Genomic DNA, 13891 nt, shown 5'->3' with positions numbered 1-13891 from the left:
TTTATCCTTTTATTAAATTTTCTAGGCTCTTAGCACCATTTATCAAGGTCTGTTCGTCCCACGCTTTTGCGATGAGCTGGGCGCTCACGTTTAAATTTTGATCATCTTTGCCAACTGGCACAGAGATAGCTGGTAGGCCTGCTAAATTTACGCTGATCGTGTAAATGTCGCTTAGATAGGCTTGAAGCGGATCGCTGTGTGCTCCAAATTTATAAGCTGTGCTTGGAGCAACTGGCATGAAAATAAGATCGTTTTCTTCTAAAATTTTCTCGTACTGAGCTTTTATATGCGCTCTTGCTTTTTGCGCTTTGATGTAGTAAGCGTCGTAATATCCGCTACTTAGTACAAATGTACCAAGTAAAATTCTTCTTTTTACCTCTTCGCCAAAGCCTTCAGATCGCGAATTTACATATAGCTCTTTTAAATTTTTAGCATCCGCGCGTCTGCCGTATCTCACGCCATCGTAGCGGCTTAAATTTGCACTTGCCTCTGCGGTTGCTATGATGTAGTAGGCAGCAACGTCATATTTTGAGTCTTCAAAATTTGTGTAAGTTACGCTGTGTCCGTGTGATTTTAGCTTCTCGATCGCTAAATTTAAAGCAGCTTTTGTCTGCTCGCTTGCGTTTTCTACGTAGTTTTTGATGACACAAATCTTTAGCTTTTTGTTGCCATCTATCTTGTCGCTCACGCTCACAAACGGCACATCTGCGCTCGTGCTATCTTTTGGATCGTGTCCAGCGATCGCGTCATATAAAATGGCTGCGTCTTCTACGTTTTGAGCGATAGGTCCTATTTGATCAAGGCTGCTTGAGTATGCACCAAGGCCATATCTGCTCACTCTGCCATAAGTTGGCTTAAGTCCTACGCATCCGCAAAATGCCGCTGGCTGGCGGATCGAGCCACCAGTGTCGCTACCAAGTGCTGCTACTGCAAGACCAGCTGCGACTGCTGCTGCCGAGCCACCGCTACTGCCACCTGGGACGTGAGCGTGATTTAGTGGGTTTAGTGTTTTGCCATAAAATGAGCTCTCAGTCGTGCTTCCCATCGCAAATTCATCCATATTTGTGCGGCCAAATGGAGCTAAATTTTTGCTAAGTAGCTTCTCTATAACGGTTGCGTTGTAAGGCGCTACATAGCCTTGTAAAATTTTAGAAGCGCACGTGACACTCCAGCCTTTTACTTGGATGTTGTCTTTTATAGCGATAGGCACGCCCTCGCCTAGTTTTGCGATCTCTAAATTTGCTAGCTGCTCGACATAAGCGCCAAGCTCTTTTTCTTTTATGATCTTCGCCTCAAGCTCGGCTCTTAAATTTTTTATCTCTTCAGCTGAAAATTTCAAAGCTTCTTTTAAAGTTACCACTATTTTTATCCTTTAAATTTATTAACCAAAAATATGCCAAACAAGCTAACAACGACCACCGCAGCGATCGTTGCTATTATGATAGTTGCGCTTACTGGCTCACTCAGCACTTATGACCTCTTCACATCTTGGGCATAGCACATCTTCTTTGCTAGCGTTAAATTTCCAGCATCTTGGGCATTTGTGAAGGTTGCTTGCTATGATCTTAAATTTATCGCCCTCAAGCTCAAACTCAGCTAATGGCTCGCTATCATCATAAGCTCTAACTGAGCTTACCATGTAAAGATCGGCCACTTCGCGCTCGTCGTAGCTTGTGATGTTATGGTTTGTGGTCTCTAGGCTTAGCTCTAGGGTTGATTTTATCTTTTTGTCCTTTTTAAGAACATCCACGATCTCGTTAAATTTCTCCCTGCTGGCAAAAAGCAGCTCATCTTCAAAGCTAAGGTCAAATTTGATTGGCTCATAGACTAGATCAAACGCGTCTTTTGCGTCGCCTTTGATGATCTTTGGAGCGTAGTCCATCACCTCATCAACGGTGTAAGTAAGCGTTGGAGCGATGAGTGGCAAAAGTGCCTTTGTGATGATCGCCATCGCACTTTGAGCTGATCTTCTTCTTGGGGCGTCTTTTGCGTCGCAGTAAAGTCTATCTTTGCAAACGTCAAGATATACGCCGCTAAGATCGGCTGATAGGAAATTTAAAAGGATGTTAAAGCCCTTTGAAAAGTCGTAGTTTCTAAAGCAAGCGCTCGCCTCGTCAAAGACCTTTTTAGCGCGTGCTAGTATCCACTTATCAAGGATATTAAACTCTGTATTTAAGCTCTCAAGATCATTTACGTTTGCTAGTAAAAAGCGGATCGTGTTGCGGATTTTGCGGTATTGCTCGCTTATTTGTTTTAATATATCTTCGCTTATTTTTAGGTCACTTGAGTAATCACTCATGCCAACCCAAAGGCGTAAAATTTCTACGCCATGAGTTTTGGCCACATCTTGTGGAGCGATGACGTTGCCCTTGCTCTTACTCATCTTCTCGCCCTTGGCATCGACAGTAAAGCCGTGAGTTAGTATGCTCTCGTAAGGTGCGTGAGAATTTATGGCTGTGCTTACTAGAAGCGAGCTTTGAAACCAGCCGCGGTGCTGGTCTGAGCCCTCAAGATACATGCTTGCAGGGTATTTGCCAGCGTCGTAGTTGTCGCTTTGTAAGACCGCATGCCACGTCGAGCCGCTATCAAACCAAACGTCAAGGATGTCCATCACTTTTTCTAAATTTTCAGCCTTGTATTTTGAGCCCTTTGGTAAAAGCTCGTCTATGCTTAGCGCCCACCACGCGTCAGCGCCTTTTTCTTTAAAGATAGCCACGATGTGGTCTAAAATTTCACTATCAAATATAACTTCTTTTGTCGCTTTATCTCTGAAAAACGCGATCGGCACGCCCCAGTCACGCTGACGAGAGATGCACCAGTCTGGGCGATTTTCTATCATAGAGCCTATTCTTTTTATGCCCACACTTGGGTAAAATTTAACCTTTTCAAGCTCTTTTAGCGCTGTTTGTCTAAGCGTTTTTCCACCTAGTTTAGCCTCGTCCATAGCTATAAACCACTGCTTTGTGGCTCTATAAATGACAGGCTTGTGCGTTCTCCAGCAAAATGGATAAGAGTGTCTAAATTTAGAGACGCTAAGTAAATTTTTGCCAAGTAGCTCTAAAATTTTCTCATTTGCTTTAAAGATGTGCATGCCGACAAACTCGTCTACCACGTCGCTTCTAAATAGTCCGTGATGTTTTATACTCTCATCGTAGCAGCCACCGTCATCAACTGGCATCAAAATTTCACTAAAGCCATATTTCAAACATACGTAGTAGTCGTCTTCGCCGTGACCTGGAGCTGTATGAACAAGTCCAGTACCCCCATCCATCATGACGTGATCGCCTAGTAAAAATTTAGACTTTCTGCCGTTTAGTGGATTTACCGCGTGAGTGTTTTCAAGCAGGCTTGATTTAAACTCTTTTTTGATCTCGCCCTTGCTTAGGCCGCTTTGCACAACGCTTTCAAGTAGTGGCTTTGCGAATATCAAATTTTCAGCCGTTAGCACATAAATTTCATCTGGTTTTAGGCTTATGGCTTGATTTGTTGGAAGTGTCCAAGGCGTGGTCGTCCAGATGACAGCGCTTGCCTCTTTTACGCCAAGCTTTTCTAGCGCGTCGCTATCAAGCTCAAATGCTACGTAAATAGAGTAGTCCTCTTTCTCCTCGTACTCGACCTCAGCTTCAGCTAGCGCCGATCTAGCTGCCCAGCTCCAATAAACTGGCTTGCTTCTTTCAACCAAAAGCCCCTTTTTAGCGATCTCGCAAAGTGCTTTGTAGATGTCAGCCTCAAACTCAAATTTCATCGTCATGTATGGATTTTCAAAGTCGCCGATGATGCCAAGGCTTTTAAATTCATTTCGCTGAATGTCTATAAATTCTCTCGCATGCTGTCTACAAAGCTCCCTGATCTCGACCTTGCTAAGCTCTTTTTTCTTATCACCAAGCTTTACTTCGACTTGCTGCTCGATCGGCAAGCCGTGGCAGTCCCAGCCTGGCACGTAGCGGACGTTTTCGCCGTAAAAATAGTGCGTTTTTGTGATGATATCTTTTAAAATTTTATTTAACGCGTGGCCGATGTGGAGGTGGCCGTTTGCATACGGAGGGCCGTCGTGGATGTTGAAGTTTTTAACCGCATTTTGGCGATTTTTCTTCATTTTTTCATAAACCTTGCGCTCTTCGTACCATGATTTTAGTCTTTGTGGTTCATTTTGTGGGAGATTTCCGCGCATCGGGAAATTTGTCTCTGGGAGTAAAAGTGTCTCTTTGTAGTCCATTTTTTACCTTGATTTTAAAATTTGCTAATTTTACACCTGTGCTGGTTAAATCACACTGAAAAATAGTATAATGAGGCAAAAAAAGGAGCTTAAAAATGAGACAAAGTATCTTGATAATAGGCGAAGATCTTGAGATAAATAGAGAATTTCTAAACTACATTTTTCAAAGTTACGATGATCATTTTGGCGAGCTTGGAGTGGTCAGTTTTGCTCCAAAAAATAGCAAAGAGCTACCTTTTATCATCGAAAATTTATCAAAAGATTACGACTTTGTAAGCATTTTTGGCTCGGATGAAAATTTTGCCATCGCCGCAAAGATCGTAGCGACGCTAACTGGGGGCTCACTCGAGCTAAAAGATAGCACGACCCTTGCACTTAAAGATAGCTTAGACTACTCTAAAAATAGCTTTTTAGCCAGCCTAAATAACGCCCAGATAAATCTCATAAAAGCTAATCCAAATGAAGAGCTAGGCGAGTTTTTAGTCGAGTATGAGCCTGATTTTAGCTACTTTCATCTAATAGACATCGACGCAGATAGCGCGAAGATCCTTATGCTGCCACTTGCTAAAACTTATGAAGTTGATATCACTCTTGCACAGATCCTGACAAATTTGATACTAGTAAGGGCAAAAAGTAATAAATTTGGCCAGATCGAGAGCTTTTTACAAGGGGTAAAAACGCTATTTTCGCAAAAATTTATCCCGCAAAAAGATGTGATCAAATTTATAGCAAAAAAACTCATGCAAAAGGGGCTTAAAATTTCATTTGCTGAGTCTTGCACGGCTGGACTTGCGGCGGCTAAATTTGCAAGATATGGCGGCATCTCAGCTAGCTTTGATGGCTCTTTGGTGACTTATGCAAATCACATAAAACACGAGTGGCTGGGCGTTGAGGATGAAATTTTAGATACTTACGGAGCCGTGAGCGAGCCTTGCGTAAAAGCGATGGTAAAAGGCACGCTAAGCACGACAAATGCGGACTTTGCGCTTGCAATTAGCGGTATAGCAGGACCGGGCGGTGGCACAGCTAGCAAGCCAGTTGGCACGGTATATGTCGCAGCTGGCGATAGAAACGGCAACATCGAGGTTGAGAGGCTGCTTTTAAAAGGGGAGCGCAACTACGTAAGAGAGCAAAGCGTGCTAAGCGCCTATCTATGTTTGCTTCGCCTAAAAAGCGAGATATTTTTTGCTTAAAATTTATCTTTTTAAAAATTGCACTAAATTTAACAGCGACATTCACAATAAAATATCAAAAATAAAAAGCCAAATTTAGGAGGCTAAAGATGTTTAAAAAGATATTGTTACTCGCCATTAGTGCGTTATTTGCATTTGGCGCTGAGGCACAGGTGGGCGAGATAAAAGCAAGCGACTCGCCCTTTGGTTACGCTAGCATTGGAGCAGAGCAAAATTTTGGCGGATATACCGGCAAAGAGAGCAAAGAAGTCGTCGTAAAGGATAGGCAAGAGCTCGTAAAATACGCTCAAATTGGTGGTTACGTCATCTATGTGGATGGGCTCATAGACCTTAGCGAAGGCAAGATCCCGCAAAATGGCAATAGCGATGGGCTGGATAAATTTATAAGTGAGATTAGCGGTGGCGAGTTTGACACTTATACTAAATTTATGCAGGCTTACGGCGCTTCATGCCATGCAAATTTAGATGGTTCGCAAGATCCAAAGCTAGCAGCGCTTCGCAAAAATTTAGCCAACGAATACAAAAAGCTCATCGTAGTGCCAGTAGCTAGCAATACCACGATAATCGGCCTAGGCGAAAACTCAGGCATAAAAGGTGGCTCACTTTTGCTAAAAAATGTCCAAAATATCGCGATCCGCAACATGCTGATCGAAGATGCTTTTGATCCATTTCCAGATATACAAAAAAATGACGGCTTTAACGCGCAATATGACGGCATTAGCATAGAATCAAGCAAAAACATCTGGGTAGATCACTGCCATTTTAAGGACACTGTTGAGCTTAGCCATGTGCATTTAGCAGGCGGAGAGCTTACAAAATGGCAAACCTATGACGGAGCTGTGCGAGGGGGATAGTGCGGCTATCACGATCTCGCACAACATCTTTGAAAACCACGACAAAACGATGCTAATAGGCTCAAGAGACTCAGACGGCAGCAGCGAAACAAGGACGATAACGGTCGCTCATAACATTTTCGACAACTGCGCGCAACGCCTACCTATGGCACGCAATGCAAAGGTGCACGTCTATAACAACTTTTACGACTCAAAAGATGGCTTTTATGACCAAAAATACGCCATTGGCGTGCGTTTTGGCTCGCTAATATACGCTCAAAACAACTACTTTGCAAAAGGCGTCAAGATAAGCTACAAATGTAACAAAGGCACCATTTTTGAAAGCGGCAACATAGACCTTTCTAAAAAGGGCAGCGTTTGCGAAAAGCTAACTAAGCCGCCATTTGAGCCACCATATAAATTTGAACTTATCCAAGCCTCAAACGTCCAAAACGAGGTAAATAAAAACGCAGGCACAGGCAAACTAGCCGTTATAAAATAAAAACAAAGCCCCGAGCTAGCCAAAACGCTTGGGGTGTGAAAACAAAGCTAAATTTTTATATTTTTGCAAGCCAAAACGCTAGCACATAGCCCATATATCAGCACGCAAAGGCTAACGCTTAGTCCAAAGACGCTAAGAGCGGCGGTCTGGCTAAAAGAGAGTGTGAAAAACGAGATAAAACTCGTGATAAATGCGCAAAATATCCCATAAATTCGCTCTTTTTCGCTAAGGCTCTCATTTAGCGCAAATATCATGTAATCAATCCCCACAGCGCTTGCAAGTATGAGCCCAAAGACGCCAAAAATGCTTAAATTTACGCCAAAAACAGCAAAGATAAAGAGCGTAAGAAGCACGCCAAAGATGATAACGCCCATCACAAGTGCCGAGATAAGCGCACTAAAATAAAACCAAAGCAGTAAAAACGCGACCAGAAGCGCTGCTATTTTTAGCTTTAGTGCAAGCTCTTTTGCCTGAGTTAGGCTCTCATTTAGTGAGCTAGCGAAATTTAGACTAAAAGCGTTGTGGCGCTCTAGCACCTCATCGCTTGCCGCCCCTTTTACAAAGCCACTCACGTAAGCCACACTTGCATTTTCATCAAGGACAAATTTCTTGAAATCCTTCATCGATTTTAAAGCTAAAATTTCACTCACGCTAAGCTCTTTTTCGCTCAAAACCTTTAAAATTTCACTTCGCACTTCATCTTTACTAAAGCCAAATTTCTCATAAATCGCGTAAATTTGCTCATCATCAAGCGCCTTTTTAAAGGCCTCTTTTAGCTCAGCCTGCTCGCTTTTACTTAAAAACATATCGCTTAGCGAGCTCTCATCTTTTATCAAATTTCTCTTTTTTAGCTCATCTAAAAGGCTCTTTTCAACTCCCAAAATGTCGCCTCTTGATCTTGTCACTATCATCGTGTTTTGGTTGTTGCCAGTTAGGCTTAAGATATAAGAAGAGTCCGCTAGCAGGCTCTTTGGCATATTTGAGTAGTCTTTTACGTTTTCACTTTTTGATAAATTTTTAAGATCAAAAACAAGAAAAATAGCTAGCAAAGTAAGCGAGATAGCTAGAAATTTAACCCCCAAATGCCTTGCAACCGCGCCTGAGAGATCACAAAATTTAGTTAAAAACGCGTCAAAAATCTTTGATCTATAAAATTTCACCCCTTCAAAGACTAAAGGCATGAAAAAGTAGCTAGCTAAAAACGCAGCAACTAGCGCAAATGCCGAAAATAGCGCCACTTCTTTAAGCAGCCTAAGATCAGAAAAGGTAAAAGCAAGATAGCCACTAAGTGTGATAAATAGGCCTAGCAAGAAAATTTTTAGCATATTTTTTATGCTGCTAGCCCTGATCGCTTCACCCTCGTTTTTGCTAAGCCAGTGCAAGACGTAGTCAAACATAAGGCCAATTAGGCTCGTGCTTATTAAAATAGTAAGGATGTTTAGCTCATTTAGACAGAGCAAAGTACCTGCAAATGCCACGCTAAAGCCAAATGCAGCGATAAATATCACATAAAAAATTCTCAAATTTCTAAAAGCAAGCATCAAAAATATAGCGGTCAAACTAAGCGAGACCACGCTCATATAAAGGCTCTCGCTCTCGTTTTTTTGCTTTGAAAATGCCTGATAAAGCGCACTTGAATGTACAAAAAGCTCGTTTTGCCCAACTTTTAGCGCATTTAGCTCGTTATAAAAATTTATTAGTCCCTCACTCGAAGCCCCCTTTTTTAGCTCGCCTTTTAGCAAGAAAAAGCTCTTTTTGCCGTCCTTTACCTCAAGCATGAGATCTGCTAAATTTAAGCTCGCGTTGCCATTTTTTGCGCTAAAGCCGCTACTTAGCGAGAAAAAATCATCATTTACATTTAAAAGTCTAAAGCTAAAGCTATTAAAAATTTCCTCCGCTCGCTTTTTAAAAAAGGCGTTTTTATCACTTTTTAAAAGCTCCAGATCAGCCCTACCTAAAAGAGCAATCTTTGAGCGGTTGATGTCACTTTTTATATCATTTAAATTTACGTCAATGTTCACCTCAAAGCTCTTAAAAAGCGAGCTTTTAAGCGCTAGACTTTGTACGTTTTTGGCTAGATCTTTGGAATTTACAAGTACTAAAAAATTTGACGCCATCTCATCTTGCACCTCTTTTAGCACCTTTGCCTCTTTGGCGTCTTTGAAATTTATCAGCGAAAAGATGTCAGTCTGGACGTTTTTTAGGCTCGCAAGCGAATATCCAAGCGAGCACAAAAAAACAAAGATAAAAGCCAAGATCGTGGCTAGTTTTTTCATTTTATACTAAACTCATTTAGCGTTTTATCGCCGCTTATCTCATCAAGCTCGATCTTTTTTACCGCCTTGTCGCCGCTTATCTTTATGGATTTAAAAATTTGTTTAAAGAGTAAATTTTTAGGACTTAGCTCTATGCTCCACTCTTTTAGGCTGCCGCTTGTTTTTATATCAAATTCTTTCCTAAGCTCGTTCTCATCGAGGCTGATGATAGCAAGAAAGAGCTTCTCGTCAAAATTTGCCGTTGTCTTTTCAAGCTTGCCATTTTCGTTTTTAAAAATGCCATCTTTATTTATAAAAACCTTTGAAGTAACAGGCTCAAGCGTATCCCAGTAAAGACCGCCCTTTTCTAGCCTAAACTCGCCCGTGCTTTTTATGCTTTTGTTAAAGCCAGCCAGACTCTTTGTCTGCGTGAAATTTCCGCTTACGCCATCTGTTTTTACTATATTTTTAAGCTCACCCAGCTCGTAGCCAAAGCAAGATATAAAAATGGCTAAAAAAAGAGCTATTTTTCTCATCTTTTCTCCTTTTCATTGTAGGCTTTAAGCACCTTTTTTAGGGCTTCTGGCATCTCAAAGCAAGTTTGCAAGCTCTTCATCTCGATGACAGCTTGGGCTGTATTTGCCTCGCTTAGTTTTTCGCCCTTTTCATTTTCTATAAGGTAGTGAAATTTCAAAAACGTTTCGCACTCGCTAAGCGTCGTCGTGACCTTTATGACGTCGTTAAAAAAGGCTGGGCGTACGTACTTTACGTCAAGCTTCACGATAGGAAAGGCGTAACCATCTTTTTTCATAGCAATGTAGTTGTATCCTAGCTTGTCAAGTAGCTCGCAACGCGCCATTTCTAGGTACTTGACGTAGTTTCCATGCCACATCACCTCCATGCTATCAACGTCAAAAAACGCCACTTTAAACGTACTAACGTGTGAAATTTCCACTCTCATCTCCAAAAATCAAAAAAGTTAAACCACTGCGATGGGTTCTTGCACGCTTTTTCTTCAAGCTGCCTTACATAGCTTTGCACGTATGGCAAGACGCTTGCCTTGCGGTCTCTGCTAAGCTTTATCTCATCAGCGATATCGCTTAGCTCGATGTCAAATTTATCGCCCTTTTTTATGCACCAAAGCGCGCTCACTTTTACTCCTAAAATGCCAGCTAGCAGGTATGGCCCGTAGTTAAATTTAGCCTCCTTGCCAAGGAAGCTAAGCCTTATAAATTTATCTCCATTAAGCGGCGTCCTATCGCCCATTATGCCGATATTTACGCCATCTTCAACCGCCTCTTTTAGCTGCATCATCGCGGCCGCGTCAAGCTTTTCAACGCTTATTAATTTGATCTGACCCTTGCTGATCTGCTCTAAGATTTTATAAAAATTCTCACTACCCTTGCTATAAACCAAGATGATCATGCGAAAATTTGGCGATCTAAGTGAGAGCGCCTTGCAAATTTCTACATTACCAAGATGGCTTGTAAGCACGATCCTACCACGCTTTGAAGCTTCAAACTCATCTTTTATGCTGTTAAATTTACTAAGCTCTAGCTCACTTTCAAGCACGCCATTTTGCCAGATGCGAAATTTATCACATATTGCTATGCCAAAGTCGTAAAAGTTACTAAAAACGCCAGTGGTCGGCTTTTTACCGCTAAATTTCTCTACATTTAAAAGAAATTCTCTTATATTTTCTCTCTCAACTTTTGAAAAGAGATAGTAAAAGCAAACGACGATGATAACGATAGGTTTTATGAGAAATATAGGCAAATTTCTAGTTAAAAATAGGCTAACTCTAAGAAAAAATTCATTCGATCTCTCGCCCTTTTGCCACCATGCGTATTTTTGTCCTTTAAAGGCTTTGCCAAGCAAAAATGGCACTAAAGTAAAAAAATATCTTGCATGCATTAAGCTTATTAGAGCGTTATCTTTTAGCATTTTAAAGTGCGAAACACCGCCAGCTTCGTAGCTCACTTTTAGCGCTATCCACTTGATCTCTACGCCAGATCTCACGGCATTTACCAAGATCTCCATGTCAAATTCCATCCTGTTTGAGCTACTTTGGAGGGTCGCACTCTCAAGCTCTTTTAGAGGATAAATTCTAAAGCCACACATCGCGTCTTTGATGTCAAAATTTAAAGTGTTGATCTTGACCCAAAAATTTGTGATCTTTCTGCCATAAAACCTCGATTTTGGCGCGTCTTCGCCATAAATTGGATCAGCCATTATTAGATCACTTGGATATCTTTTGCTAAGCTCTAAAAACTCCGCTACCTCGCTTATGTCGTGCTGAAAGTCAGCGTCGATCTGAAACGCATGCGTGTAGCCATTTTGCAAAGCGTGTTTAAAGCCATCTTTTAGCGCAGCTCCCTTGCCGCCATTTTGCGCTCTTGTTAAAATTTCTACACCAAATTCGCTCAAATTTCGCAAAGCTTTTTTTGAAGCTTCGTTTGAGCCATCATCGACTATTAAAATGTGTAGATCATATCTTGCAAGCGCCTCACAAAGGGCTTTGATCTTTTCTGGATGGTTGTAAAATGGTATGAGAAAGAGCGTCTTCATAAGCCCAACTTTATCCTACCGCAAGCACTTCTAGCGCCGTTACAAAATATCTCAAAGTAAATCTTCTCATCTTTTTGAGAAATTTCTATGCAAAGTTCGTCATTTGGCCTTACAAATTTTAAAAATTTCAAATTCTCCACCACGCATTGATCGCCTATTTCTGCGCCAAGCTCTCTTGCAAATTTAAACACAAAATCAAGCTGCACAAAGCCAGGCAAAAGCGGTAAATTTGGAAAATGCTCCATAAAAATGCCAAGTGCTGGGCTAAGCTTTGTCTTAAATTTATAAACGCCATCTTCGCTACTTTTCTCCCAAGAAAGCTCCTCGTTTTTTTCTAAAAGCAGCTTAAAATTTGCCTTTAAAAACTTGCCCTGAGCGTTTTTACAAAGCGAACTAACGATCTTAAAATACCTAACGCTATTTTTAAACTCAGGCCTTAAAAGCTCATTTAGCCTTGCTACAACGCCCTTTTTGCCACTATCTCTAAAGAGCTTCACACCCTCTTCGCTAAGCTCCAAAAGCGCAGCTAGACGCTTAAATTTAGGATGCGTGTCGCAGTAGCAGTCTTTTAAAAGGCCACTTTCAAACATCTTATTTTCGATACTTATTAGATTGACCCTTTTGTCATTTAGCTTAACGATCCTATCGATCCTGCCCTTTAGCGTGAGCCTGCTGCCATCTATCTGCGCCCAGTCGCTAGTTTGGAAAAAATCGCACCAAGGCGAGCTCACATTTAGCGCCTCCTCCTCGCTAAGACCAGCCTTTACCTTGCTAAAAAGCAAGAGCTCATCGCCTAAATTTCTAGCAACTATGCCAGTTTCGGTGCTACCATAAATTTCAATTATCCTAGCGCTACTTAAGCTTTCTATCTTTGCTCTTAGCTCGCTCTTTAGCGCTGAGCCTGCGCAGATGATGTTTTTTAGCCCTGAAATTTCAGCCGCTCTTGGGCTAAAAACTAGCGTTTGAAGCAGGACTGGACTTGTTACGAAGGTTAAATTTGTAAGGTCTAGTTCAAAGATCGCCTCTGGGTAGTTTAGCTCCTTGTTAACGGCTTTTGCGCCAGAGATGAGCGGCAAAAATACTTTAAATGTAAGGCCAAACATGTGCTGGTGCGAGACGCTAGCAAAAAATTTATCACCCTCGCCAAATCCCAGCTCATCTTTTAAAAATAGCCCCTCATCTATCATCGCGCCAAGGCTTTTTTGGATATTTTTACTAGCTCCACTTGAGCCTGAGGTCTGGAGAAAAAATGTAGAATTTTGATCAAATTTTAGCTCCATGCTCTTACTAAAGTCTAAAAAATCACCAAAATTTTCATCATTAATGACAAATTTATCCCCGCTATATATCGGCTTTGCAAGCAAGATAGGTTTTACGCCAATAGCTAGCGCTCCAAAAAAAGCTGCGCAAAACTCAAAGCTCTGGCTTAAATAAATTTCTATCTCGCTTAAATTTTTCTCTTTTAAATTTGCCCCAAAAGTAGCCGCGTACTCGTAAAGATCCTTGCTAATGTCCACAAATTTAAATGCCTTTAGGCTCTTTTTAAAATCCATTTTCCCTCTTTAAAATAAAAATTTTACGATATAAAATTTCGCCAAAAAACAAAACTCCCATCAAGATATAAGATACAAATGAGCAGTAAATGCTCCAGTAAATTTTATCCTCAAACTGCGCCAAAATAAAGGCAAAAGCTGCGTTAAAAACAAAAAACCAGCACCAAATTTTAGTTAGACCTCTTGTGTAGCTAACGACTTTTTCGTCTATGTTTTTCTCTTTTAGCCTAGCAAGCCTTGTTATGACTGCCTCGCCTTTTAAGCTGTAAAAAAATACCGCCAAAAAGCCAAGACTTACGATACTTGGGTATAAAAGCGCTAAATTTACACTTCTAAAAATAGCACAAACTGCAAAAAATAGCCCAGCCGCTAAGCAAACCTGCCTTGTTTTAGCGCTTTCAAAATAAGCCCTAGCCAGCCAAAGAGCGCAAAGAGCGCAAAAGATAAGAGTTGCACCCTTTTGCCAAAAAAATAGCACCAAAGGGTAGGCGATGCTTGCTAAAACTAGCGCTACTTTTACTATCTTATGCTTCAAATTTCTTTGCTACGGCTTTAACGATATCATCAAGCGTTTTTACGTTTTTAAAGTCCTCTGGCATCAGTCTATAACCAGTTTGGCGCTTGATGTAATCAATCATATCAATAGCATCTATGCTATCTATCTGCAAGTCCTCATATATCCTAGTTTCAGGCTTTATCTTGCCCTCGTCTATCTCAAAAAGCTCGATCAAAGCCTTCTTTAAAATTTCAAAAATTTCTACTTCGCTCATT

Annotated in this window: 12 protein-coding genes; 3 read left to right on the top strand and 9 right to left on the bottom strand. The window is 41.2% G+C overall.

Going from position 1 to position 13891, the window contains the following annotated elements; translation table 11 throughout:
• Window position 1 precedes the first annotated feature (1 nt).
• Complete coding sequence (gatA, locus tag F3G91_RS09715; RefSeq protein WP_009294930.1) at window positions 2-1360, bottom strand: Asp-tRNA(Asn)/Glu-tRNA(Gln) amidotransferase subunit GatA; 1359 nt, start codon at window positions 1358-1360, stop codon at window positions 2-4.
• Window positions 1361-1459: 99 nt separating this feature from the next.
• Entirely contained in the window at window positions 1460-4216 is a 2757-nt protein-coding gene (gene ileS, locus F3G91_RS09710; protein WP_149701443.1) for an isoleucine--tRNA ligase, read from the bottom strand.
• Between the two features lie 95 nt (window positions 4217-4311).
• On the opposite strand from ileS, the gene F3G91_RS09705 reads away from it, so the two are divergent.
• From F3G91_RS09705 to F3G91_RS10620, 3 genes are all read left to right on the top strand, one after another.
• The gene (locus F3G91_RS09705; RefSeq protein ID WP_149701442.1) at window positions 4312-5409 is read left to right on the top strand and encodes a CinA family protein; all 1098 of its coding nucleotides are present in this window, start codon (window positions 4312-4314) and stop codon (window positions 5407-5409) included.
• Between the two features lie 89 nt (window positions 5410-5498).
• Window positions 5499-6263 carry a pectate lyase family protein gene (locus tag F3G91_RS10625; protein ID WP_262974811.1) on the top strand — a complete coding sequence of 255 codons (765 nt, stop codon included), beginning with the start codon at window positions 5499-5501 and terminating at the stop codon, window positions 6261-6263.
• Entirely contained in the window at window positions 6238-6744 is a 507-nt protein-coding gene (locus F3G91_RS10620; RefSeq protein ID WP_262974810.1) for a pectate lyase family protein, read from the top strand. Before F3G91_RS10625 ends, F3G91_RS10620 begins: the two co-directional genes overlap by 26 nt.
• A 47-nt stretch (window positions 6745-6791) precedes the next feature.
• Here the strand turns inward: F3G91_RS10620 and F3G91_RS09695 are convergent, their stop codons facing one another.
• The 7 genes from F3G91_RS09695 to F3G91_RS09665 are packed head-to-tail and all read right to left on the bottom strand — an operon-like array spanning window position 6792 to window position 13890.
• Entirely contained in the window at window positions 6792-9020 is a 2229-nt protein-coding gene (locus F3G91_RS09695; protein WP_149701441.1) for an MMPL family transporter, read from the bottom strand.
• A complete protein-coding gene (locus F3G91_RS09690) occupies window positions 9017-9535 on the bottom strand; it encodes a LolA family protein (RefSeq protein WP_149701440.1) in 519 nt (172 codons plus the stop codon). Before F3G91_RS09690 ends, F3G91_RS09695 begins: the two co-directional genes overlap by 4 nt.
• A complete protein-coding gene (locus tag F3G91_RS09685; RefSeq protein WP_188116831.1) occupies window positions 9532-9960 on the bottom strand; it encodes an acyl-CoA thioesterase in 429 nt (142 codons plus the stop codon). Before F3G91_RS09685 ends, F3G91_RS09690 begins: the two co-directional genes overlap by 4 nt.
• The gene (locus F3G91_RS09680; protein ID WP_149701438.1) at window positions 9957-11567 is read right to left on the bottom strand and encodes a glycosyltransferase family 2 protein; all 1611 of its coding nucleotides are present in this window, start codon (window positions 11565-11567) and stop codon (window positions 9957-9959) included. The genes F3G91_RS09685 and F3G91_RS09680 overlap by 4 nt, the downstream gene beginning before the upstream one ends.
• Window positions 11564-13120: an AMP-binding protein gene (locus F3G91_RS09675; protein ID WP_149701437.1), complete on the bottom strand. Its 1557-nt coding sequence runs from the start codon at window positions 13118-13120 to the stop codon at window positions 11564-11566. The genes F3G91_RS09680 and F3G91_RS09675 overlap by 4 nt, the downstream gene beginning before the upstream one ends.
• The gene (locus F3G91_RS09670) at window positions 13110-13655 is read right to left on the bottom strand and encodes a COG4648 family protein (RefSeq protein ID WP_149701436.1); all 546 of its coding nucleotides are present in this window, start codon (window positions 13653-13655) and stop codon (window positions 13110-13112) included. Before F3G91_RS09670 ends, F3G91_RS09675 begins: the two co-directional genes overlap by 11 nt.
• Window positions 13645-13890: an acyl carrier protein gene (locus tag F3G91_RS09665; protein ID WP_103573561.1), complete on the bottom strand. Its 246-nt coding sequence runs from the start codon at window positions 13888-13890 to the stop codon at window positions 13645-13647. Before F3G91_RS09665 ends, F3G91_RS09670 begins: the two co-directional genes overlap by 11 nt.
• Between the last annotated feature and the right edge of the window lies 1 nt (window position 13891).

Source organism: Campylobacter concisus (assembly GCF_902460715.1).
In the GTDB taxonomy this organism is placed as follows: domain Bacteria; phylum Campylobacterota; class Campylobacteria; order Campylobacterales; family Campylobacteraceae; genus Campylobacter_A; species Campylobacter_A concisus_AK.
This window is presented reverse-complemented; position numbering and strand designations above follow the sequence as displayed.

Coding starts and splice junctions, on each gene's coding strand:
- ileS (WP_149701443.1), bottom strand. CDS start 4,216: ATGGACTACAAAGAGACACTTTTACTCCCAGAGACAAATTTCCCGATG.
- F3G91_RS09685 (WP_188116831.1), bottom strand. CDS start 9,960: ATGAGAGTGGAAATTTCACACGTTAGTACGTTTAAAGTGGCGTTTTTT.
- F3G91_RS10625 (WP_262974811.1), top strand. CDS start 5,499: ATGTTTAAAAAGATATTGTTACTCGCCATTAGTGCGTTATTTGCATTT.
- F3G91_RS10620 (WP_262974810.1), top strand. CDS start 6,238: ATGACGGAGCTGTGCGAGGGGGATAGTGCGGCTATCACGATCTCGCAC.
- F3G91_RS09665 (WP_103573561.1), bottom strand. CDS start 13,890: ATGAGCGAAGTAGAAATTTTTGAAATTTTAAAGAAGGCTTTGATCGAG.
- F3G91_RS09675 (WP_149701437.1), bottom strand. CDS start 13,120: ATGGATTTTAAAAAGAGCCTAAAGGCATTTAAATTTGTGGACATTAGC.
- F3G91_RS09680 (WP_149701438.1), bottom strand. CDS start 11,567: ATGAAGACGCTCTTTCTCATACCATTTTACAACCATCCAGAAAAGATC.
- F3G91_RS09705 (WP_149701442.1), top strand. CDS start 4,312: ATGAGACAAAGTATCTTGATAATAGGCGAAGATCTTGAGATAAATAGA.
- F3G91_RS09695 (WP_149701441.1), bottom strand. CDS start 9,020: ATGAAAAAACTAGCCACGATCTTGGCTTTTATCTTTGTTTTTTTGTGC.
- F3G91_RS09690 (WP_149701440.1), bottom strand. CDS start 9,535: ATGAGAAAAATAGCTCTTTTTTTAGCCATTTTTATATCTTGCTTTGGC.